This window comes from Pseudomonas azotoformans (genome assembly GCF_001579805.1).
Taxonomy (GTDB): Bacteria; Pseudomonadota; Gammaproteobacteria; order Pseudomonadales; family Pseudomonadaceae; genus Aquipseudomonas; species Aquipseudomonas azotoformans_A.
In genome coordinates this window covers 4,105,324-4,128,109 of sequence record NZ_CP014546.1, presented here as the reverse complement: position 1 = coordinate 4,128,109, position 22,786 = coordinate 4,105,324, and the positions used below count along the sequence as shown (strand labels likewise).

Genomic DNA, 22,786 nt, shown 5'->3' with positions numbered 1-22,786 from the left:
CGCACACCTTTTCCCCTTTGAATGAGAGGCCCACATGAACAAACCCCTCACAGCCCTGGCGCTCACCGCCCTGTGCGGCGCCTTGCTGCCCACCCTGGCCCAGGCCGCCGCGCCGCAACCCGGCAAGGTGTTCAAGGACTGCAAGGACTGCCCGGAAATGGTGGTGCTGCCCGCTGGCACCTTCACTATGGGCACGCCCGAGGATGAAGTCGGCCGCGAGCCGGATGAAGGCCCGATGCATGAAGTGACCTTCGCCAAGCCGTTTGCCATGAGCCGTTTTCATATCACCGCTGGCGAATGGGACAGCTACGTGCGCCAGACCGGCGTGAAGATCGCCGATGGCGACACCCGCCCCGGCCGCGAATGTATCGCCAGCAAGCCACGCTATCCCCAAGGCCCGCGCCAGCCGGCGGTGTGCATGGACATGGATGACATCAAACGCTATGTGGCCTGGCTGTCGAAAAAGACCGGCCAGCAGTACCACATGGTCAGCGAGTCCCAGCGTGAGTACGCCGCGCGCGCCGGCTCTACCGGGCCGTTCCCCTTCCCGTTCGATGAAGGCAAGGACTACAGCATCGCCAAGCACGCCAATACCTATGGCCCCGCAGATGGCTACAGCTATTCGTCACCGGTCGGCAGCTACCCGCCGAATGCGTTTGGCATGTACGACATGCATGGCAACGTTTACGAACGAGTGGCCGACTGCGAACACCCCAACTACATCGGCGCGCCTACCGATGGCAGCGCGTGGATGGAGCCTAACTGCGAGGGTTACATGATTCGGGGTAATGACTGGGGTGAAGCGCCGGTGTTTTCGCGCTCGGGTAACCGCAACACGATCTACCCGCAGACGCGCGGGGATTGGATTGGGTTTCGGGTAGTACGCGACCTGTAACACACAGGAGATTTAATGTGGGAGCAAGCCCGCTCCCACATTTTTAACCGTGCCCGCGTTAGATTCCTTTTTGGGCCAGCAACGCCAATCCTTCATGCAACGCCGGGAACAGGCTGTTATTGAAGTTGTTCCAGCGCAACTCAAGGATGGTGTCTTGCGGCGTGATTTCGGTCTTGAGCACGTCGTGGAACACTTCACCCGAATCGATGCCGTTGTCCACGTAGTGGAAAGACGCACCGGTGAGGTACAGCGGCTCCGATGGCGTGGTGGCCTTGGTCGCCCAATCCGTGATCGTCAAACCACGCGCACCGTACAAGGCGTTCCAGGTGGCATAGGCACCGCGGCGCTCGTACGGCGATTCAATGCGGGTAATGCCCGGATGGATGTTCATGATACGACGGGCAAATGGCGCACCGGGACGCACCAGTTCATCCAGGATCACCAGCAAACCGTCCAGCACCACGATATCGGCCTTCAACTCCACCAGCGTGTCGTGCAGGCGGCGCTCGAAGTCCTGCTTGCCGGCGATGTGTTCCGCACTTCCCCGTGGCAGGCGTCGATAGGTCGACGGCACGCTCAGCAGCAAGTCATTGACCAGACGTCCCTGTACGCGCAGGTCGGCCGGATACAACCATTGGCGGCCAGGTTTGTAGGCAAAACCGTAGTCGGCCACCAATTGCTGGTCCCGCGGGTTCTGCTCGTCGTCGTCATACACCACGCCCACAAGGTTGTAGGCCTCGCCCAGCGGCGTGTCGTTCAGCGCCCCCGCCAGGGATTCCAACACCGACATCATGTAGCGCTCATGGTCCTTGTAGGCCACCGGCTGCCCGGCCTTGTCAGCCGCGGCATTGCGCAGGGACCACACGTACACCAGATTCTTTTTCGTCATTGTTTCGCTCTCGCTGGATAGATCAGGCACGCGCCAATACGCGTGCGCCTACACCACAAGAACGAACCAGCCACCGTGCAATTTATCCACCCCCGCCACCATCGGGCACACCGAGCTAAATAGTCGCGCCAATCCTTCGTTTGTCATGGGTAAGGGTCTGTGTGCCCAGCCCCCTCTTTTTCACTTTCCGGGAAGTATTTATGACCGACCCCAAGCGCGGCGCCTTCAGCGGTTTGCTCGCATTGCTCAGGCCCTTTCGCACCATCGTGACGGTCTCCGTCGCCCTGGGCATGGCCGGCGGCCTGGCCATCACGTTGCTGCTGGCGACCATCAACAATGCCCTGCACTCCTCCACCGGAATGACGCAGGGGGTGATTCTGACGTTTGCGGCGCTGTGCCTGCTGGCACTGACCAGTTCGATCGTCTCGGATATCGGCACCAACTACGTCGGCCAGCGGATTATCGCGGCCCTGCGCAAGGACCTGGGCGAAAAGGTGCTATCGGCGCCTATTGAACAGATCGAGCAGTATCGCTCCCACCGCCTGATTCCGGTGCTGACCCATGACGTCGACACCATCAGCGATTTCTCCTTCGCGTTCACCCCACTGGCCATCGCGACCACCGTCACCCTCGGCTGCCTGGGCTACCTGGCGTACCTATCGGTGCCGATGTTCCTGATGATGATCGTTGCCATCGTCATTGGCAGCAGCGTGCAATTTATCGCAGGCCACAAGGGCATCCGCGGCTTCGACGAGGCCCGCGACCAGGAGGACGAGCTGCAACGCTATTACTCTGCGATCGCCTCGGGCGCCAAGGAGCTGCGTATTCACCGGCCACGCCGCTACCGCATGAACACGCACCGCATCCAGAAAACCGCCGACCGCATCAGCGACATCCAGGTGCGCTCGGTGAACATCTATATCGTCGCCAAGACGTTCGGCTCGATGCTGTTCTTCGTGGTCATCGGCCTGGCCCTGGCGATGCAGGCCTACAACCCCAACCCGGACCCGGCGGTGATCACAGGCTTCGTGCTGGTGCTGCTGTACATGAAAGGCCCGCTGGAGCATGTGGTGGGTTACTTGCCGATCATTGGCAAGGCACGCATTGCCTTTGCGCGCATCACCGAGCTTTCTGACCGTTTCTCGTCGCCTGAACCCCATCTGCTGATGGATGGCAGCGAAGCCCCCACGCCGGTGGTCAACAGCCTGGAATTGCGCGGCGTGAGCTACAGCCCGCCGCCGGTGGAAGGCAGCCAGCCGTTCCACCTGGGGCCGATAAACCTGAGCATCAAGCAGGGCGATATCGTGTTTATCGTGGGCGAGAATGGCTGTGGCAAAACCACGCTGATCAAGCTGCTGCTTGGCCTGTATCAACCGCAGGCAGGGGAAATCCGCCTTAACGGCGAAACCGTGACCGACCCCGCGCGCGATGACTATCGCCAGTTGTTCACCACCGTATTCGCCGATTACTACCTGTTCGATGACCTGGTCCAAGGCAGCGCCACGCAGTCCCTGGACAGTGCCGCCAAGTACCTGGAGCGCCTGGAAATCGCGCACAAGGTCAGCGTCAAGGACGGCGTATTCAGCACCACCGACCTGTCCACCGGCCAGCGCAAGCGCCTGGCCCTGGTCAACGCCTGGCTGGAAGAACGCCCGGTGCTGGTGTTCGACGAATGGGCGGCCGACCAGGACCCGGCCTTCCGTCGCGTCTTCTACACCGAGTTGCTGCCGGACCTCAAGCGCCTGGGCAAGACCATCATCGTGATCAGCCACGACGACCGCTATTTCGATATTGCCGACCAGTTGGTGCGCCTGCGCGCCGGCCAAGTGGTGCACGAAATGGAACCGGCGTGAATTTCTTTTCCGGTTTCTGCAGGTAGGAACGTCTCACTAGTGGTAATGAGAATTGACCTCAATAAACACCTATAAACTGCCAACCTAAAACATAGAAGAGAACTCATCCATGTCAGTAAGACTCGGTCTCAGCCCTCTGAGCAAAGCGCTATCCATGCGAAGGGCCCTGAACTTCAACCTCAAGCCTTGTGCCCTCGCCCTTGCGGTGTCCTTGCCCATGGCTGGTTATGTACAGGCCCAAGAGATCGAGATCGATATTCCTGCACAACCGTTGGGGACGGCGTTGCAGGCGTTTGGTCGCCAGACCAATCTGCAGGTGCTGTACAGCCCGACGGATGTGCAGGGTAAAACCAGTGTTGCAGTGAAAGGCAAGCTTGAGCCGACCAAAGCTATCGCCAGCCTGCTAAAGGGCACAGGCGTCAACTATGGCCTGCAAGGCAATGCTGTGACCATTAGCGCCAGCGGCGGATCCGCCCTGGAACTGGGTACCACCCAGGTCATGGCCAACCAGTTGGGTACGGTCACCGAGGGCACGGGCTCCTATACCCCCGGCACCATCGCTACCGCTACACGCATGGTTCTGACACCCCGCCAGACACCGCAATCAATCTCGGTGGTCACACGCCAGGCCATGGATGACTTCGGCCTGACGGGTATCGACAGTGTCATGCGCCACACGCCGGGCATTACCGTGTCGACGTATGACAGCGAGCGTACCAACTACTATTCACGCGGATTTGCCATCCAGAACTTCCAGTACGATGGCATTCCAATGACGCGCAACGCGCCCTACTCCGCCGGCCAGACCCTGACCGACATGGCGATCTACGACCGCGTCGAGGTACTCAAGGGCGCCACCGGGCTGCTGACCGGCGCCGGCGGCCCGGGCGGGACCATCAACCTGGTGCGTAAAAAACCGACTTCGGTGTTCCAGGGCCACATCGAACTGGGTGCGGGCTCCTGGGATAAATATCGCTCGGAAGTCGATGTCAGCGGTCCGCTGACGGAAACCGGCAACGTCCGCGGCCGGGCCGTCGCCGCCTACCAGAAAGAACACTCGTTCATGGATCACTATGAACGCAAGACCAGTGTGTTCTACGGCATTCTCGAGTTCGACCTGGACGAGGACACTCTGCTGACCGTCGGCGCCGACTATCAGGACAACGATCCGAAAGGCTCCGGCTGGTCCGGCAGCCGCCCCATCTATGACCGGGCCGGTAACACGATCAGCCTGCCGCGCTCGTTCAACAACGGCGCCAAGTGGAGCAAATGGGAGCAGTACTCGCGCACCGCGTTCGCCACCCTCGAGCACACCTTCGACAACGGCTGGGTCGCCAAAGGCCAATACAACCACCAGATCAACGGCTATAACGCCCCGCTGGGCTCCCTCACGCGGCCAGATCCCGTGACGGGGCTGTCCTCGATCTACGGCAACAAGTTCACCGGTGAAACCGTCAGCGACAGCGGCGATGTGTACCTGACCGGTCCCTTCAGCCTTTTCGGTCGCGAGCATGAACTGGTGGTCGGCTCATCGATCTCTTCTTCACACTGGGTGGGCAAGGACTACTACAGCCCGACCTACATCAACAACGTTCACGACTTCTACAACTGGAATGGCGACAGCATCGAACCGGATTGGGGCAAAGTGGGCTTCAAGAACGACGAAACCACACGCCAGACCGGCAACTACATGACCGCGCGCTTCAGCCTGATGGACGATCTGCACCTGTTGTTGGGTACGCGGGTCGCCAATTACCAGGTGACCGGCACCAGCGACACCAAGGACACCGGCAAAGTCATCCCGTATGCCGGGTTGGTCTATGACCTCAACGACAACTACTCCTTGTACGCCAGCTACACCGACATCTATCTGCCCCAAACGGCTTACCGCGATACCAGCAACAAAATGCTCGAACCGGATGAAGGCACCAACTACGAGATCGGCCTCAAGGGTGAGTTCTACGACGGTCGCCTGAATGCCAGCCTGGCTTACTTTGAAATCAAGGAGGAAAACCGCGCTGAAGCCGACTTGAACTACAGCGGCATATCGCTGATCGACAACCCTTATAAAGGTATCAAAGCCAAGACCAAGGGCTTCGAAGCGGAAATCTCCGGCGAACTGGCCCCCGGCTGGCAGCTGCAAGCTGGCTACACCCATAAAGTCATTCGTGACCAAAGCGGCGAAAAGGTCTCCACTTGGGAGCCGGAAGACCAAGTCAACCTCTACACCACCTACAAACTCAAGGGGCCTCTGGATAAGCTGACCCTGGGCGGTGGTGTACGCTGGCAGGGGGAAGGTTGGCAGGTGCTGACCAACCCCACCACAGACCGCAAGGAAAAATTTGCGCAAGACCCCTACTGGCTGGTGGACGTGATGGCCCGCTACCAGGTGACCGAGAGCGTCTCTGCCACAGTCAACGTCAACAACGTGTTCGACAAGAAGTACTACACCAACATCGGGTTCTACAACTCGGCGTACTACGGTGACCCACGCAATGTGATGCTGACGACGCGCTGGAGCTTCTAAGCTCGGGTAACAACAATAGCCCCTGGCCACTTGAATGGTCAGGGGCTTTTTTATGGGCGCGTGCCCATCGCGTACAAATGATTATGCATCCCCGCAGGAATCACCCATAAAAAAGCCCCCGGCCACTGACGCGACCGGGGGCTTTTCGTCCTCCGTTTATCTGCCCATCACATCCAGGAAACTGCTGACAAATTCGGCGTTGTCCACGATCCGCTCATGGGTAGTGTCGATCACGACCGAATGCTCGATTGCCATCTGCCCCAGCACTGCCCGCAGGCTCGACTCGATCAGCTCGCGGTGCTGCCCACCCTTGCTCTGCGCCGCCCACCAGCACAGTACCGGTGCAGTGATCGCCGAGTATCGGGCCTCTTGCAGCCGCTGATCCAGTTCGCGCTTGACGTCCCAGGACACCTGCGCCTCGGAACCTTCCAGCAGTTCGCGCTTTAGCGTCAGGTAGGCCTCACCCAAGGTGTGCTCAGCCCAGGCATCCAGTCGTGCCCATTGCCGCACTTGATCTTGCTCGCACGCTTGGGCCTCCTGCCAGGCTGTTTGGATCTGCAGGGCCTGGGCCGGGAACATCACGCCGAGCAACTCAGCCCGCTGCTCAACGTCGGACAAGTGTCGATCATCGGCGTTATCGTCTTCCTTCCAGAATGCTGTCACGTCATGCGGCGGCGGCGTGTCGACCAGGCCGACGCACTCTACCTCCCTCCCCGCCTGCTCCAGGCGATAGGCCACGTCCAGTGCCAAGTTGCCCCCAAGCGACCAACCGGCCAGGCGGAACGCACCTTGCGGATGAGCGACCAACAATTGCTCGGTGTAGTCCTCGACCATAGTGGCCCAGGCAGGCACCGTCCCACCCTCTTCTGTCAGCGCCCGACAGATAACGCCCAGCACCGGACGCTGTTCCCTGAGCGCCAGGGCGACGGCCTTGTAGCAATGCACCGAGCCATAGCTGGGATGGAACAGGAACAACGGCGTCCCCGATTCCACGCTGTTGAGCGGCACAATCAGCGAACGGCGTGCGCTGCCCAGCAGGCAATCGACTTGCCCTTGCACCGTAGGGTTGAGCATCAACTGGGTCACCGACAAGTTGGTGCCGCAGGCGTTTTTGATGCGCTCCTTAAGCATCAATATCAACAAAGAGTGCCCACCCAGTTCGAAGAAATTATCGCGCAGGCCGACTTTTTCGACACCCAACACATCCCTCCAGATCGCTGCCAGCTGTTTCTCCAACGGGCTTTGCGGTGCCAGGTAAGCCTGGGCGTGCTGGACCGCATCAGGCCTTGGCAAGGCCTTGCGATCCAATTTGCCATTGGGGCTCAACGGCATCTGGTCGAGTACGACCCACTGCGCCGGCACCATGTAGTCCGGCAGCTGTTGAGCCAGGTGGGCGCCCAGCACATCGCGCCAATCGTCACCCGCGTTTTGCAGCACCAGGTAGCCCACCAGGAACTTGCCGTCCACCGCCAGCACGGCAGCCTCACGCACCCACTCGTGTTCCAGCAGGCGTGCTTCGATTTCGCCCAACTCGATGCGTAGGCCGCGCAACTTGACCTGATGGTCGATACGCCCGGCGTACTCGATCACGCCGTCGTCGCGGTAACGCGCCAGGTCGCCGGTGCGGTACAGGCGTTCGCCGCTTACGAATGGATGCGCAATAAAGCGTTCGGCGGTGAGTGCCGGGCGGCGATGGTAACCACGGGCCAGGCCGATGCCACCCAGGTACAACTCGCCCAGTACACCCACCGGTACCGGCTCGAAGTTGCTGTCGAGGATGTAGCAGCCCAGGTTGGCAATCGGCTTACCGATAGGCACCGCATCGCAGCCCTCCTCTACGCAAGTCCAGTGGGTCACGTCGATAGCGGCTTCAGTCGGCCCGTACAGGTTGTAAAGACTGGCGTGCGGCAGCTTGGCGAACACTTGTTGCTGAGCGTCCACCGGCAACGCTTCACCACTGCAGACAATGCGCTGCAGGCTGGCGCAGGTAGACACCTTCGAGTCCTGCAGGAACGCCTGCAGCATCGATGGCACAAAATGCAGCGTGGTGATCTGCTCTTGATTGATCAGGTCGATCAACTTGGCCGGATCACGGTGATCCCCAGGCGCTGCAACCACCAGGCGCGAGCCGGTCATCAGCGGCCAGAAGAACTCCCACACCGACACGTCGAAGCTGAACGGGGTCTTTTGCAGTACGCTGTCGCCGGCGTCCAGGCTGTAGGCTTCTTGCATCCAGTGGAGCCTGTTAGCCAGGGCCGAATGTCGATTGCCGGCGCCTTTGGGCTGGCCGGTGGAGCCTGAGGTGTAGATCACATAGGCAAGGTTCTCGCCGTCCAGGATGATGCCCGGGTTGGCGTCGCTATAGCCTTCGAACCCTGTTTCGCCCAGCACCAGGCTGCTCAAACCCTCCGGGATCGGCAACTGCTCCAGCAGATGCGCCTGGGTCAACAGCAGCTTCACGCCACTGTCATCGAGCATATAGGCCAGGCGTTCACGCGGGTATTCCGGATCCAGCGGCACATAGGCACCACCGGCCTTGAGCACTGCCAGCAGGCCCACCACCATTTCGATGGATCGCTCTACGGCCAGGCCCACCAGCACGTCCGGCCCTACGCCGGCGGCGATCAATCGATGAGCCAGGCGGTTGGCGCGACGGTTCAGCTCGGCATAGCTCAGGTGCTGCGCACCAAACACCAGGGCCGGTGCGTCTGGCGCCAAGGCCACCTGGTCTTCGATCATCTGGTGCACGCCACGGTGCAATGGATAATCCCGCGTTGTCGCGTTCCAGTCCTCGACAATCAACTGGTGCTGAGCAGCGGGCAACGACGGCAGGTCTGCCAGGCGCTCAACCTGCGGCAGCGTCAACGCCAGCAGCAACTGCTGGAAATGCGCCGACAGGTTAACGACGTCCTGCGTTTCGAACGCGGCGTGATCGTAGTTGAACTCCATCGCCAGGCGATCACCCATGGCCAGCAGTACGGTCAGCGGATAGTGGGTCTGTTCCAGGCTGTCCATCGTGCCGAAACGCAGGCCCGTCGGGGATCCCTGCTCTAAAGCCTCGGACACAGGGTAGTTCTCGAATACCAGGATGCTGTCGAACAACGCCTCGCCGCCCAGCCCTGCCCAGCGCTGGATCTCGAACAGCGGCGTGTGCTCCTGTTCACGCAGGCGCAGGTTTTGTGCCTGCACCTGCTGCAACCAATCATTCACGCTCAACTGCGGGCTCGGCGTGGCCACCACTGGCAGCGTGTTGATGAACAAACCCACCTGCTGTTCGATACCCGGCAATTCGGCCGGGCGTCCCGCCACCGTGGCACCAAAGGCGACGGTGTCCAGGCCGGTATGACGTTGCAACAGCAACAGCCAGGCGCTTTGCACCAGGGTATTGAGCGTCACCTTGTGGCGCTGGGCAAACGCTTTGAGTTGTTCGGTTACCGTCTGCTCCAGGGTCAGCCGGTGAATGCCATTGACCTCGGACACGTCCTGTTCGCGGGCGAGCCCACGGGACAGTCGCGTTGGCGTCTGCAAGCCCGCGAGCTGGGCTTTCCAGAAGGTCTCGCTGGTGAGCGGATCCTGTGCCTGCAACCAGCCGATGTAATCGCGATAGCGTCCGTTCGGCGCGCGTAGCGATTCGCCGGCGTATTGTTGCAGCACCTCGCCAAACAGCTGCGAAGCACTCCAGCCATCCATCAGAATGTGGTGGTTGGTGTAAATAAGGTGATGGCTGTCGATGCTGGTACGCACCACGACCAGGCTCAGCAAAGGCGCCTGCTCAAGCACGAAGCCATCTGCACGAAGGGTTTGCGCCAAAGCATCGAGCGCTTCACCGAGGTCTTCACGCTGCTGCCAATCGTGCTCGACCAAAGGCACCTGGGCCGCCTTGTAGACCACCTGCAACGGCTGCTCCAGCTCGGTCTGCCAGAGGAACCCGGTGCGCAGGATGTCGTGGTGCCCCAGGGCGACCTGCCAGGCCGCCTGGAAACGCGCCACATCCAGCCCTTGCACGTCAACGCGCATCTGGTTGATGTAGTCGCCCGAGCCCTGGCCGAACAGGGATTGGAACAGCATGCCCTGCTGCATCGGCGACAGCGGGTAAATATCGTCGACCTGGCTCAACGGCAAGGCCAGGCCATCCAACTGAACCTGGCTCAAGCGGGCCAGTGGGAAGTCCGATGGGGTGGCGCCGGAGTGTTCAGGCTGGCAGCAATGCCCGATCAGCGCCTTGAGCTCTTGCGCGTAGTCATCCGCCAGTTGCTGGATGCTCGCCGAATCGAACATCTGCTGGCTGAAGCTCCAGTTCAGGTTCAGCTCACCGCCATACACCTGGCCGTTGATTTCCAGCCAGTTGCCCAGCGATGCATCCGGGCTCTGGTCGCTGCCGGCGGCATCACCAGAAGGCGCAAACAAGCCCTGCTGTTCATTGCCATCAAAACTGGTATCGAACTGGCCTAGGTAGTTGAAGGTGATGCGCGGTTGCGGCAGGCGTGCCAATGCGTCACGCACATCGGGCTGGCCCAGGTAACGCAGGGCACCAAAACCGATGCCCTTGTCGGGAATCGCGCGCAGCTGCTCCTTGATGCCCTTCAATGAATCCGCCAGGGTCGAAGCCGGGGTGAGTTTTACCGGGTAGAGGCTGGTGAACCAACCGACCGTACGTGTCAGGTCGATGTCCTCGAACAGGTCTTCGCGGCCATGCCCTTCCAAGCGGATCAGGGTCGAATCGTGGCCGGTCCAGCGCCCGATCACCCGCGCCAGCGCCGTCAGTAACAGGTCGTTGATTTGAGTGCGATAGGCTGCCGGGGCGTCCTGCAGCAGGCGACGGGTATGGCTGCCGTCCAGGTGCGTGGTTGCGCTGCCGATATGGCGATTGCTCAGGCTCGCTCCTGGCTTGGCGCTTGGCAGGTCGGCCTCGGCGCCGTGCAATTGTGCTTGCCACCACGCCAGCTCCTGGGTCAGTGCCTCGCCTTGGGCGTATTGCTGAAGACGTTGCGCCCAGTCGCGGGTGGAACTGGTCTTGGCAGGCAATGCCACTGGGGTGCCTGCGGCGAGTTGGCGGTAGGCCGTTTGCAAATCCTCCAAGAGAATCCGCCACGACACGCCATCGACGACCAAGTGATGGATAACCAGCAGCAAGCGCTGCGAACCATCGTCCAATTGAACCAGCACGGCGCGCATCAGCGGGCCCTGGTCGAGATCAAGGCTGCGTTGCGCCTCCTCGGCCAATGCCGTGAGTGCTTCAACACCGTGCAGCGTGCTTTGCCACAACACAGTATCGGCCTGATGGTGCTCGGCCGCACGGAACAGACCCTGCCAGCCCTGCGCGCCTTCAACAAACCGCGAGCGCAACGCATCGTGGTGCACCAGCAACGCTTGCAAGGCCTGGGTCAATGTCGCGGCATCGAGGTGTTCGTGGGGCTGCAGCACCACCGATTGGTTCCAGTGGTGACGTTCGGCAATCTCATCGGCGAAGAAGGCTTGCTGGATCGGCAACAGCAACGTCTCGCCACTCAAGGCGGCCTGGCTGATGGTCAAGCCTTCGACACCCTGGCGCGCGACGCCGGCCAGGCTCTGTACGGTCTGGTGCTGGAACAGGTCCTTGGGCGTGAACCGGATGCCCGCTTGCCGTGCACGGCTGACCACCTGGATCGAGATGATCGAATCGCCGCCCAGCTCGAAGAAGTTGTCGTTCAAGCCCACCTGCGGCAAGCGCAGCACGTCGGCCCAGATGGCGGCGAGCTGTTGTTCCAGCTCGCTTTGCGGCGCCACGTAGGCTTGTTGCAACAGGCTTGCGTCCGGTTGCGGCAAGCCTTTGCGGTCGAGCTTGCCATTGGGCGTCAGCGGCATTTGCGCCAGGAACATGAAGTACGTCGGCACCATGTAGTCGGGCAGACGGGTTTTCAAGGCGCGGCGCAGGGTTTCGCGGAACTCGGTTTCGTTGGCAGGGCCAGCATTGGCCGGCACCACGTAGGCCACCAGTTGTTTACCGGTCGGACCTTCCTGGGCGACCACCACGGTTTCGCCGACGTTGTCCTGTTCGCGCAGGCGCGCTTCGATCTCGCCCAGTTCGATACGGAAACCGCGGATTTTTACCTGGTGGTCGACACGACCGAGGTAATCCACCACACCATCCGGGCGGCCACGGGTCAGGTCGCCGCTGCGATACACGCGGCTACCCGGCTTGCCGAACGGGTCCGGTACAAAGCGTTCTGCCGTCAGTGCCGGACGCTCAAGATACCCACGAGCCACGCCCTCGCCGCCCAGATACAACTCGCCGGCCACGCCGACAGGTTGAAGATTGAGTTGCGAGTCGAGTACGTAGCCGCTGCGGTTGCCCAACAGGGTGCCGATTGGGGCATAAACCGCGCCGCACGGATCGCCCTGGCGTGCCTTCCACAGCAATGGCGTGACCACGGTTTCGGTCGGGCCGTAGCCGTTGAACAGGTAGGTCGGTTTCAGCGCGCGCCACGCCAGGTCGTAGCTGGCCTGGGCGACCGCGTCACCGCCAAAGCAGTACACACGCACCTTCGGTGGGTTGCCGTCACGCTCGGCATGCTCGGCCAACTGTTGCAGGTAAACCGGCGGGAACACCGCCATGGTCACGTTGTGACGGTGCATCTGTTCGTAGGTGTATTCCGGCAGCCACAGGCTGTCGTCACGGATCAACACGCTGGCGCCGTTGATCAACGGGTGCATCCAGCCTTCGTGGGAGCCGTCGAAGGCGAACGACATGAAGTGCAGTTCGCAGTCAGACGGGCTGGTTTCATAACGCTCGCCAGTGGCGATGATGTGCGCCACCAACGGACCGTGGGACACCGCCACGCCCTTAGGCATACCGGTCGAACCCGAGGTGTAGATCACGTAAGCCAGGTTATCGCCGTCCAGCTTCACGTCCGGTGCAGTGTCGCGGTAATCCGCCCAGCCCTCGGTGCGATCAATCGCCAATGTGCCCAGTCCTTCGGGAATCGGCAGTTGCTGCAACGCGCTGCTATGGGTCAGCAACAGCTTCGCACGGCTGTCCTGCATCATGTACAGCAGGCGGTCACGCGGGTATTCCACGTCCAGCGGCACATACACGCCACCGGCTTTCATCACCGCCAGGAACGCCACCATGATTTCGGCACTGCGCGGCATGGCGATGGCCACCCGCACTTCCGGACCGACGCCACGGGCGATCAGCGCATGGGCCAGGCGGTTGGCCTGGCGGTCCAGCTCGCCATAGCTCAGGGTTCGCGCGTCGAATTTCACGGCGACCGCATCGGGGTTTTCCCTGGCGCGGTCAGCCACCAACTCATGCACAAGACGCTTGGCCGAGAAGCCGGCATCAGTCTGGTTCCACAGTTGCAGAATGTGCTGCTGCTCATCCTGGCCCAGCAGGTTCAATTGGCTGATGGACTGTTGTTGATCAGCAACCATCGCCTGCAACAGGTTCTGCCAATGGCCGGCCATGCGCGCGATGGTCGCCGGGGCAAACAGATCGGTGGCATAACTCAGCGATGCGCCGAGCTGGTTCCCGGACTCCTCGATATCCAGGATCAGATCGAAATGCGCGGCTGTTTCATCCCAGCTCACCGGGCTCATGTCCAGCTGCGCCAGGCGCTGCAAATGCTCGCCAGCCTGGCTGATGTGGTGGTTGAACGCAACCTGGAACAAGGGACTCAAGCTCAGGCTGCGCTCGGGTTGCAGGGCCTCGACCAGTTGCTCGAACGGCAGGTCCTGATGCGCCTGGGCTTCCAGCGCGCGTTGTTTGACCTGGGTCAGTAGCTGGCGAACGGTGGTCTGCCCGTCGACATCAGCCTTGAGCACCTGGGTATTGACGAAGAAGCCGATCAGCCGCTCGGTTTCAACGCGGTTACGGTTGGCAATCGGCACCCCGACGCGAATGTCCTGCTGGCCGCTGTAGCGATGCAACAACGCCTGGTACGAAGCCAGTAGCACCATGAACAGGGTCACACCTTCGCGCTGGGCCAGGGCCTTGAGGCTGTCGACCAGCGTGGCCGGCAACGCAATGTTCAGGCGTGCGCCGCGATGGGTCGGCACTGCCGGACGCTGGTGGTCGAACGGCAACTCCAGCACCGGTTGCTCGCCGCCGAGCACCTTGCACCAGTAGTCAAGCTGGCGGGCCTTCTCCCCCGCCTCCATCCATGTGCGCTGCCACTGCGCATAGTCGGCGTACTGGATCGACATGGCCGGTAATTGCAACGTCTGCCCTTGGCTGTAGGCGGTGTAAAGCTGCACCAGTTCGTCAACCATGACCTGCATCGACCAGCCATCGGAAATAATGTGATGCTGCACGATCACCAGCACATGCTCGTCCGGGGCCAGGCGCAACAGGCTGACCCGCATCAATGGGCCCTGGCGCAGGTCAAATGGCTGAGCGATACGCGCTTCAACTTCGGCTTTAAGGCTCGCTTCGTCAGTGTCGGCCGACACCAGTTCGATGCGTGTACACGCACTGATGACTTGCACCGTGCGCTCCGCATCCTGGTGGAAGTGGGTGCGCAGGCTTTCGTGGCGCACGACCAGGGCATCAAACGCCTTCTGCAACGCAGCCTTGTCCACTAGCCCCTTGAGGCGCAGGGCGCTGGGAACATGGTAAGCCGCACTGGTCGGGTCCAGTTGCCAGAGGAACCATTGACGCTCCTGGGCAAACGACAGCGCCAGCGGCTGGTCACGTGTCACCGCCACAAGCGGCAGTGCCGTGGTGGCCTGCAACCCTGCGCAAGCAGCTGCGAACGCTTCCAGCGTCGGCTGTTCGAACAGCGTGCGCAAAGGCACTTCCAGCTTGAGGTCATGGCGCACCCGCGAGACCACTTGGGTGGCGAGCAATGAATGGCCGCCACGCTCGAAGAAGTGATCATGGAGCCCCACCTGCTCCACCTGCAACACGGCTTGCCAGATGGTGGCCAGTTGCATTTGCAGGGCATTTTGCGGGGCTGCATAGGCCTGGCGCGCTTGACTCAGGTCGGGCGCCGGCAGCGCGCGACGGTCGAGCTTGCCGTTGTTGTTCAATGGCAGCGCATCGAGGGTGACCCAATGCCCCGGCACCATGTAGTCCGGCAGGGACTGGCGCAAGGTGGCTGCCAATGCGGGCAAGTCCAGGGACTGCCCATTGACGGGCACCACGTACGCCACCAATTGCGTGCCCGTCGCACTTGACTGCGCGATGACGGCGGCTTCGCGCAACTGCGGCACGGCTTGCAGGCTGGCTTCGATTTCGCCCATCTCCACGCGGAAACCACGGATCTTCACTTGATGATCGATGCGTCCGACGTACTCAAGCGCACCCGCCGCGTTGTAACGGGCCAGGTCGCCGCTGCGGTAGAGACGCGAACCCGGCACGGCGGAAAATGGGTCCGGCAGGAAGCGTTCAGCAGTCAGCGCCGGACGGTCGAAATAGCGCTGGGCCAAGCCGTGTTCGGCGCCGATGCACAATTCGCCAACGCCCTCTGTTGCCAACAGGTCGAAACCGCTGTCCAGCACATACAAGGAGCGCCCCTGGATCGCCCGGCCAATCGGCACGCCAAACGCATCGCTGGCGTCCGCTAACTGGCAGTCGTGCACGCTGGACACCACGGTCGCCTCGGTAGGCCCGTAGGTATTGACCAGGCGCACGTCGCCCAGGCCAGCGGCGTGCCAGGCGCGCAGCCCTTCCACCGACATTGCCTCGCCGCCCACATGCACCTGGCGCAGGTTGCCCAGGCTGCGTGAGTCGACAGCACATTCCTTGGCGAGCAAGTACCAGTAAGCGGCTGGCAAATCCGCCAGGGTCACGCCTTGCTCGACGATTTCCCGAGCCAATTGCCCGGCGTCCCACAGTTCATCGCCGCGCATGATCAACGCAGCGCCGACACACAGGGGTGGGTAGCATTGCTCGACGAAGCCGTCGAAGCTGAAGGTCGCGAATTGCAGCACGCGGTCCGCAGCACTCAAGCGGCTGTAGGCCTCTGCGCTGTCGCAGAATTGACCGAGGGCGGCATGATCGATGGCCACACCCTTGGGCTGGCCAGTGGAGCCGGAGGTGTAGATCACATACGCAAGGTCAGCGGCGCTTGTGTGATTGAGTGGATTGGTCGACGGGTAGTCTGCCAACTCTGTGCCGGAGGCGGTGAAGTCCACACGCGCCAGCCCTTGAGGCAGTGTCAGGTCCGCGAGCAAACCGACCTCGCTGAGCAGCAGATCGAGGCGGCTGTCCGACAGCATGTAGGTCAGGCGATCCACCGGGTAGCTCGGGTCGAGCGGCACATAGGCGGCGCCGCTTTTGAGCACGGCGAGCAAGCTGACAATCAATTGCGGACCGCGTCGAGCGGCCAGGCCGACGCGTTGGCCAGGCCCAACGCCCAGCGCCAACAGGCGATGGGCCAGACGGTTGGCGTGAGCATTGAGCTGTGCATAGCTCAAGCGTGCATCGCCAGCTTGTACCGCCAGCGCCTCCGGCGTGGCGGCGGCCTGGGCGGCGATACGTTCGTGCACGCGCAGGTCATTTTGTGCGGCACCCGGCGACTGGCTGAGGGCGAGCATGTCGCGCTGGGCAACGTCGTCGAGCAGACGCAGATTGCCAAGCGATACCTGGGCATCCGTGAGCATCTGAACCAGCAGGTGTTGCAGGTTGCCACTCAGCCGAGCGACCTGCTGTGCGCTGAAACGCGCTTGGTCATAGCCAAACTCCAGGCGCAGGCTGGCGCCCAGTTCGATCCCCAGGGTCAGCGGATAGTGGGTCTGTTCATGGTTGTGCAGGCGGCCGAACACCAGGCCGGCTGGCGCGCCTTGTTTCAAGGCTTCGGCCACCGGGAAGTTTTCGAATACCAGCAAGGTGTCGAACAGCGCACTGCCCTGCTGCCCCGCCCAGCCCTGGATGTCATACAGCGGCACATGTTCGTGGTCGCGCAGGCTCAGGTTGAGCGCTTGCAGTTCGCTCAACCAGCCGGCCACCGACTGCACGGGCGAGGCTGTGCTGACGATGGGCAGCGTGTTGATGAACAGGCCCAGTTGTTGCTCAATCCCCGGCAATGGCGCCGAGCGTCCTGCGACAGTGGCGCCAAAGGCCACGCAGTCTTGCCCGGTATAGCGTTGCAACAACAGGCTCCAAGCGCCTTGCAGCACAGTGTTGAGGGTGACTTTCTGGCGGCGGGCAAACTCACCGAGGGCCTGCGTGAAATCGCCCTCCAGCACCACATGATGATCGGCCATTCCCTTGCCGTCGGTCGGTACACGCAGCGCCTGGGCCAGCAAGGTCGGCGTTTGCAACGGTGCCAGGCTGGTTTTCCAGAACGCTTCACCTGAGGCTTGCTGCTGCAACCACCCCAGGTAATCACGGAACTGCCCCTGCGGCGCCGGCACCTGTTGCCCGGCGTAGTGAGCGATGACTTCGCCGAGCAACTGGGCGTTACTCCAGCCGTCCATGAGGATGTGGTGGCTGGTGAAGATCAGATGCCAGGCAGTGCCGGCACCTCGCACCAGCATCAGGCGAAACAGCGGCGCCGCATTCAGCGCAAAGCCTTTCCCGCGCTCGGCAGCGGCGAGCGCATCGAAATCGGCTTCGATGTCTTCGATGACTTGCAACTGCACATCCACCTGGCGTTGGATCACCTGGTGGGCGCTTTCCAGACCGAGCCAGTGGAAGCTGCTGCGCAGGATGTCATGGCGGTCCAGCGCGGCCTGCCAGGCACGGCCGAATGCCAGCAAGTCCAGACCATCGATGTCCAGGCGCAACTGGTTGATGTAGGCCTCAGCCTCGGGCTCGTACAGCGTATGGAACAACATACCCTGCTGCATCGGCGACAGCGGGTAGACATCGGCAATCGCCGGCCCGGCGATGGGCAAGGCGTCCAACTGCGACTGGGTCAGGCGTGCCAACGGAAAATCAGAAGGGGTGACTTGCCCCACCGGCGTGTCGCAGCAATGCTCGATCAAGGCCTTGAGTTCGGCCACGTAGTCATCCGCCAGGCGCTGGACCGTCGCGACATCGAACATCTCACGGCTGAAACCCCACTGCAGCGCCAGTTCACCGCCATACACCTGCCCTTCCACCGTCAGCCAGTTAGCCAGCGGCGCCTCGGGATCCTGGGCCTGCCCACTGCCTTGGGTAGCCGGAACGAACAGCGCCGACTCGTTGAACTGGCGGTCGAACTGGCCCAGGTAGTTGAAGGTGACGCGCGGCGTAGCCAGGTTCGACAGGGCTTCGCGGGCGTCAGGCGTCCCGAGATAGCGCAGCAGGCCGTAGCTGACGCCCTTGTGCGGTACGGCGCGCAGTTGCTCTTTTACCGATTTGATTGCAGCCGACAGCTCGCCATCGGCTTGCAGGCGTACTGGGAACAGGCTGGTGAACCAGCCGACAGTGCGGCTCAGGTCAACCGTGTCAAACAGGTCTTCGCGTCCATGGCCTTCCAGTTGGATCAGCGCGGCGGGCTGTTCGCTCCAGCGGCTGATGACACGCGCCAGGGCAGTCAGCAGCAGGTCGTTGACCTGGGTGCGGTAGGCCGCTGGCGCGTCTTGCAGCAGTTGACGGGTATGTTCGCTACTCAGGCGAATTTCGACTTTGCTGCCCAGGCGGTTTTGCAGGCCGCCCTGGGGGTTATCGCACGGCAGATCGACGCTCGTGGTCTGGGCCTGCCAGTACGGCAGTTGCTCGTCCAGCGTCAACGCATGGGCCTGCAATTGCTGCGCCCACAGTTGATAGGCGCTGGTCTTGGCCGGCAATGCGGCATTGCGGTAGACCTGTTGCAGGTCTTCGAGCAGGATGCGCCACGATACGCCGTCTACCGCCAGGTGATGCACCACCAACAGCAAGCGTTGGGAGCCGTCGGCCATCGCCACCAGGGCAGCACGCAACAACGGGCCCTGTTCAAGATCAAGACTGCGCTGGGCTTCGTCGCAGAGTGCGGCCAACTCAGCGTCGTCAGCGACTTGGGTTTGCCACACTTCAGCCGTTGTCACGGGCTCGGCATGGGTTTGCCGCCACCCGTCAGCCTGTTGCACAAACCGCAGGCGCAGGGCGTCGTGGTGGTTGATCAGTTGGGTCAAAGCCGCTTCAAGCCGTGCAGGTTCCAGGGTTTCCCGTGGCGTCAGCAGCAGCGACTGGTTCCAATGCTGACGCACTGGAATCGCCTGCTCGAAAAAGCTCTGTTGCACGGGCGTGAGAATGACTTCGCCGGTGACTGGCCCTTGGTCGATGATAGCCGCTTGCTCGCGGGTCGCGACCAGCGCCAGGGTGCGCACACTCTGGTACTGGAACAGGTCCCTTGGACTGAGGCGAATCCCCGCCTGGCGCGCACGGCTGACCACCTGGATGGAGATGATCGAATCGCCGCCCAGCTCGAAAAAGTTGTCTTCCAGGCCGATCTGCTCGACGCCCAGTACGTCACTCCAGATAGTCGCCAGTGTTTTTTGCAGGTCGTTTTCCGGTGCGACATAAGCCTGTTGTGGTGCAGCATCCGGCACCGGCAAGGCCTTGCGGTCGAGCTTGCCGTTGGCGGTCACCGGCAGCTTGGCCAAGTACATTATATGAGTGGGTACCATGTACTCCGGCAGGCTGCTCAGCAGCCAGGCCTTGAGATCGACCGGCGCCTGGTCTTCCAGCACCAGGTAGGCCACCAACTGCTTGCCGCCCTGCACCAGCACCACCGCCTCGCGCACCGAGGGGTGTTGCATCAGGCGCGTCTCGATTTCACCCAGCTCGATACGTAGGCCACGCAGCTTGACCTGATGGTCGAGGCGGCCGAGGTATTCGATGACGCCATTGGCGCGCTGACGCACGCGGTCGCCCGTGCGGTACAGACGCGTGCCGTCACCGAAAGGACTGGGCACAAAACGTTCGGCAGTAAGTGCCGGACGTCGATGATAACTACGAGCCAGGCCAGTGCCGCCCAGGTACAGCTCGCCGCTGACGCCAGCGGGAACCGGGTTGAGCTGGGCATCGAGCACGTAGGTGCCGAGGTTAGCGATGGGGCGGCCGATGGGCACGCTGTCGGCGCCTTCGTCGACGCAGGTCCAGTGGGTGACGTCGATGGCGGCTTCGGTTGGGCCATACAGGTTGAACAGACCGGCTTGGGGCAACTTGGCAAACACTTGCAATTGCGCATCCAGCGGCAAGGCTTCGCCACTGCAGACGATGCGGCGCAGGCTCGTGCAAGCCTGCACGCCCGACTCATGGATAAACGCCTGGAGCATCGACGGCACAAAGTGCAACGTGGTGATGCCGTGCTGCACAATCGTCTCGATCAGGCGTGCCGGTTCGCGATGCTCGCCGGGCGCTGCTACCACCAGGCGTGCGCCGGTCATCAGCGGCCAGAAGAACTCCCACACCGACACATCGAAGCTGAACGGGGTTTTTTGCAGGACCGCATCGCTGGCGTCCAGGCCATAGGATTGCTGCATCCAGCACAGGCGGTTGACCAGCGCACGATGGCTGTTGCCGGCGCCCTTGGGCTTGCCGGTGGAGCCGGAGGTGTAGATCACGTAGGCCAGGTTCAGCGCGTGAAGGGTGACGTTTGCCGAGTCGGTGCTGTAGCCATCGAGCCAGTTGGCGGGCTGGTCCAGGGCAATCACCTGGATGCCTTCGACAGGCAACAACGGCAACAGACTGTGTTGACTGAGCAACAACCGAATGCCGCTGTCTTCGATCATGTAGGCCAGGCGTTCCTGGGGATACTCAGGGTCCAACGGGACGTAGGCGCCACCTGCCTTGAGGATAGCCAGCAGGCCGACCACCATTTCAATCGAGCGCTCAACGCAGATCCCGACCAGAACGTCCGGACCTACGCCCTTCTCGCGCAAGGCATGGGCCAGCTGGTTGGCGCGAGCATCAAGCTGGGCATAGGTCAGCGTTGTGGCGCCGAACACCAGCGCTGGCGCGTCGGGCGTGGCCTGTACCTGGTCTTCGATCAGGTGATGGATGCCGCGCTCGATCGGGTACGCCTCGGCGGTCTGGTTCCAGCTGTGGACCAGCACTTGCTGCTCATCCGCATCCAGCATCGGCAACTCACCGATGCGCTGCGCACCGTCGGCCACCATGGCCTGCAACAGACGGATCCAATGCCCAGCCATGCGCTCGATGGACGCCGCGTCGAACAGGTCATTGGCGTAGGTCAACGCGGCGTGCAGGGTGCCGGATTTTTCATAGGTGTCGAGGGTCAGGTCGAACTGAGTGGTGCGGCCTTGCCACTCCACCAGCGCCAGTTCCAGGCCGGAGGCCGTGCTGACGCCCGCAATGTCGGCCACCACCGGCTGGTGGTTGTACATGACCTGGAACAACGGCGTATGGCTGAGGCTGCGCTCTACCTTGAGGGCTTCCACCAGGCGCTCGAACGGCAATTCCTGATGGGCCTGGGCGCCCAGTGCGTGCTCCTTGATGCTTTGCAGTAATTCGGTGACAAGGGTTTGCCCGGTCAGCTCGGTGCGTAGCACTTGGGTATTGACGAAAAAGCCGATCAGCCCTTCAACTTCAGTACGGTTGCGGTTGGCGATTGGCACGCCGACACGGATATCGACCTGCCCGGTATAGCGATGCAGCAGCACGTTGAACGCACCGAGCAAGAGCATGAACAAGGTAACGTTGTGCTTTTGTGCGCAGCTACGCAGTTGTGCGGCCAGCGTGGGTTCGATCGCGAAATTATGGCGCGTGCCCTGGTAACTCGGCATGGCCGGACGTGGGCGATCCGTGGGCAGTTCCAGCACCGGGTGCTCATCGCCCAGGCGCGCTTGCCAGTACTCCAATTGTCGAGCCTGCTCACCCGCTTCCAACCAGCGGCGTTGCCACAGGGCGTAGTCGCTGTACTGGATCGGCAAGGCCGGCAGTTGCGGCGTTTCATTGCGCTCATGGGCGTCGTAGCAGCGGATGAACTCCTCGATCAGCACGTTCATCGACCAACCGTCGGAGACGATGTGATGCAGGGTCAGCAGCAACACGTGTTCCTGCGTGTCGAGCGTGAGCAATTGCACGCGCAGCAACGGGCCGCTTTCCAGATCGAACGGCAGCAGCGATTGACGGGTCGCGGAGTCGTTGACGGCTTGTTCGCGCTCAGCAGGAGACAGGTGGCTCAGGTCGAGTTGTTCGACGGCCAACGGCGTTGCAGTCGCCACTTGCAACAGGCGCTCATCGGCCTGTTGCTGGAACACGGTGCGCAGGGTTTCGTGGCGCGCGACCAGGCTCGCAAATGCTTGCTCCATCGCTTCCAGGTTCAACGTGCCTTTGAGGCGTACAGCGCCCGGCAGGTTGTAGGCGCCACTGGCCGGGTCCAATTGCCACAGAAACCACATGCGCTGCTGCGCGTAGGACAGCGCCTGGCGATCCTCCGCCTCCACCCCTGCCGGAATCGGAAACCGGGAAAAATCCACCCCTTCTTTCTGCAAGGCCTGCAGGAACAATTGGCGTTTTTCCAGGGGCAACCCGATAAACCGGCGAGCAAGTTTCAAGGAGTCTTCAGCATTCATTTCTTGGAGTCCGGAACAATAGGCGGGAAGCACAAAGGCACGTCGTCCCTATAAAACGAACCGGACAGGGAAAAATTAGCGGGGAGTGGAAGGCGTGGAGCGAGGTGTCATCAAGGGTTACATCAATCTCAGCAGAGACACCCGAACCCGAGCTAGCATTGACGAACACCACTTTTTGCAACTACATTTAGTTA

The 22,786-nt window shown here is 61.8% G+C and carries 5 protein-coding genes; 3 read left to right on the top strand and 2 right to left on the bottom strand.

All coding sequences use genetic code 11. The annotated features are described in order from the left end of the window. Positions 1–34: 34 nt before the first annotated feature. Positions 35–895 carry a dihydropyoverdine dehydrogenase gene (pvdO, locus tag AYR47_RS19225; RefSeq protein WP_033897433.1) on the top strand — a complete coding sequence of 287 codons (861 nt, stop codon included), beginning with the start codon at positions 35–37 and terminating at the stop codon, positions 893–895. 58 nt (positions 896–953) lie between these two features. On the opposite strand, the gene AYR47_RS19220 is transcribed toward pvdO, so the two are convergent. Continuing rightward, entirely contained in the window at positions 954–1,784 is an 831-nt protein-coding gene (locus tag AYR47_RS19220) for a N(5)-hydroxyornithine transformylase PvdF (RefSeq protein ID WP_033897432.1), read from the bottom strand. A 200-nt stretch (positions 1,785–1,984) separates the two neighbouring features. Here AYR47_RS19220 and AYR47_RS19215 point away from each other — a divergent pair, with 200 nt between their 5' ends. Next, positions 1,985–3,637 (top strand): cyclic peptide export ABC transporter, encoded by a 1,653-nt coding sequence (locus tag AYR47_RS19215; protein ID WP_061436343.1) that lies wholly within the window; start codon positions 1,985–1,987, stop codon positions 3,635–3,637. A 154-nt stretch (positions 3,638–3,791) separates the two neighbouring features. Next, a complete protein-coding gene (locus AYR47_RS19210) occupies positions 3,792–6,164 on the top strand; it encodes a TonB-dependent siderophore receptor (RefSeq protein WP_061436342.1) in 2,373 nt (790 codons plus the stop codon). Positions 6,165–6,320: 156 nt separating this feature from the next. Here AYR47_RS19210 and AYR47_RS19205 read toward each other — a convergent pair whose 3' ends face one another. Further along, positions 6,321–22,592, bottom strand: a complete 16,272-nt coding sequence (locus AYR47_RS19205) for a non-ribosomal peptide synthetase (RefSeq protein ID WP_061436341.1) — start codon at positions 22,590–22,592, stop codon at positions 6,321–6,323. Positions 22,593–22,786: the final 194 nt, after the last annotated feature.

Coding starts and splice junctions, on each gene's coding strand:
- pvdO (WP_033897433.1), top strand. CDS start 35: ATGAACAAACCCCTCACAGCCCTGGCGCTCACCGCCCTGTGCGGCGCC.
- AYR47_RS19205 (WP_061436341.1), bottom strand. CDS start 22,592: ATGAATGCTGAAGACTCCTTGAAACTTGCTCGCCGGTTTATCGGGTTG.
- AYR47_RS19220 (WP_033897432.1), bottom strand. CDS start 1,784: ATGACGAAAAAGAATCTGGTGTACGTGTGGTCCCTGCGCAATGCCGCG.
- AYR47_RS19215 (WP_061436343.1), top strand. CDS start 1,985: ATGACCGACCCCAAGCGCGGCGCCTTCAGCGGTTTGCTCGCATTGCTC.
- AYR47_RS19210 (WP_061436342.1), top strand. CDS start 3,792: ATGCGAAGGGCCCTGAACTTCAACCTCAAGCCTTGTGCCCTCGCCCTT.